This is a genomic window from Nodosilinea sp. LEGE 07088 (assembly GCF_015207395.1).
In the GTDB taxonomy this organism is placed as follows: Bacteria; Cyanobacteriota; Cyanobacteriia; order Phormidesmidales; family Phormidesmidaceae; genus Nodosilinea.
On the sequence record NZ_JADEWX010000369.1, the window covers coordinates 1 to 1,486 of the forward strand.

General features: G+C 40.4%; 2 protein-coding genes and 1 pseudogene. 2 read left to right on the forward strand and 1 reads right to left on the reverse strand.

Annotated elements, in window-relative coordinates; translation table 11 throughout:
- Positions 1–269: 269 nt before the first annotated feature.
- Entirely contained in the window at positions 270–1,130 is an 861-nt protein-coding gene (locus tag IQ254_RS31035; protein WP_193969984.1) for a pyrophosphatase, read from the forward strand.
- On the forward strand, positions 1,127–1,339 hold the full coding sequence (locus tag IQ254_RS31040) for a hypothetical protein (protein ID WP_193969985.1): 213 nt from the start codon (positions 1,127–1,129) through the stop codon (positions 1,337–1,339). Before IQ254_RS31035 ends, IQ254_RS31040 begins: the two co-directional genes overlap by 4 nt.
- A 12-nt stretch (positions 1,340–1,351) precedes the next feature.
- On the opposite strand, the pseudogene IQ254_RS34160 reads toward IQ254_RS31040, so the two are convergent.
- Positions 1,352–1,486: pseudogene (locus IQ254_RS34160) on the reverse strand (IS630 family transposase); the annotation flags it as partial.

Genomic DNA, 1,486 nt, shown 5'->3' on the forward strand with positions numbered 1-1,486 from the left:
AATATTGCCAAACGATGGACAAGGCCCATCAAAAACTGGAGAGCTGCGCTTTCACATTTTGCTATCCTGTTCCCAGAACGCTTCAAAATCTAAAATTCAAGGCTTACACAAAAACTTGAACACTCTCCTCGTATCAGGATTCTATTCTGGAGGAGTTTGGCGACGCGCTTTGGTATTTTTCTAACACTGCTTTACATGCTGGAATCAGCTTGTCTGTTTTGGCTCAGCGGTCTACCTCATCGCTTGTTAACTGTTCTTTTCAAGGAAAAATGAATGCTACAACGTTTGCAGTATTGCAGAAGGAAAAGAAAGATCTGGCCACTCTTCCTGGTACCATTAAGTTTGAAGAACAGCTAATTTCATTAGCTGGCAAGGTAGGACATTTACTCGAAGACTTTAGTGCTGGACGTATTGCAACTAATGGAGACGTAATTTCAGCAGATCTTGTTGAAATCTTTCGAGTGTTAATTTCGGCAGCGGATGATGCGAGTATAAGTTTGGATAAGGCTGCGAAGTTTAACATTATAAAGGTCTTGGATAGGTGGCCTATAAATCGTGACTGGCCGGTGCTTTTCGATTCAAGATGCGACGAAGATGAACAATTACCTCGCCAGATTCTCTTGACCTTCAAAGAGAAAGAGATCAACGGTAAGCAATATGTCCTTCAGCAGTGTAGAGGTATTAATATCGGCGATCGCTTAACCGATAATCGGACTGAGCAGGATGATTATCGGTTTCATGATGTATTTCACTTGACCTATGCAGCAATTCTAGGATGGTCACCGGTATTGCGCGCCCTCTTTAAAGTAAAGCGAAAAAGTAATCCAGAGATTGATGAAAATCAGGATGGTGCTCGTGCAATTTTGATAGAAGAAGGTATTTCAACATGGATTTTTAATTATGGTGTTCGTTACGGATATTTAGAAAATTTCCAAAGTATTGACTATGCTCTCCTAAAGGCAATTCGTGAGTTTGTCAAAGGCTATGAAGTGGAGGAAAGGCCGCTATGGCAGTGGGAATATAGCATTCTTGAGGGTTTTCGCATTTTTCGTGAACTGAGGGAACACCGAGGTGGTATTGTGTCTGCTGACCTCAACGCGCATACAATTCAATTCGAGACCTTAAAATGACTATTGACACTCATGTGGCCGCTTCTGATTTTGTCAATAAGCTTTCGACACTTCGCTTCGAAAATGTCTTTAATCCGTATGCTGATATTTGTCCCAAATATGACAAGCCAGACGCTGTTTTCATTAGACAAAAAAATCTTACACTTGTGCTAAATGCTGCACTTTCAAAGGGTATAGATTCAATGTGGTTTGCCCGTGACCTTGGTTAAGCTGTTACGCATCTAAATTGCATTAATCGAATTTCCCTTATTTTTCACCTTGCGATGCCAATTTATAACTAAATCCCCCTCATTGAGAAGTTTGTTGATAAGGGCTTCAAGATCTTCAATCGACTTAAATAAACGATTTGAAATGAA

What these genes read in the sequence shown, in the direction of transcription:
- IQ254_RS31035 (WP_193969984.1), top strand. Translation starts at nt 270, where the DNA reads ATGAATGCTACAACGTTTGCAGTATTGCAGAAGGAAAAGAAAGATCTG.
- IQ254_RS31040 (WP_193969985.1), top strand. Translation starts at nt 1,127, where the DNA reads ATGACTATTGACACTCATGTGGCCGCTTCTGATTTTGTCAATAAGCTT.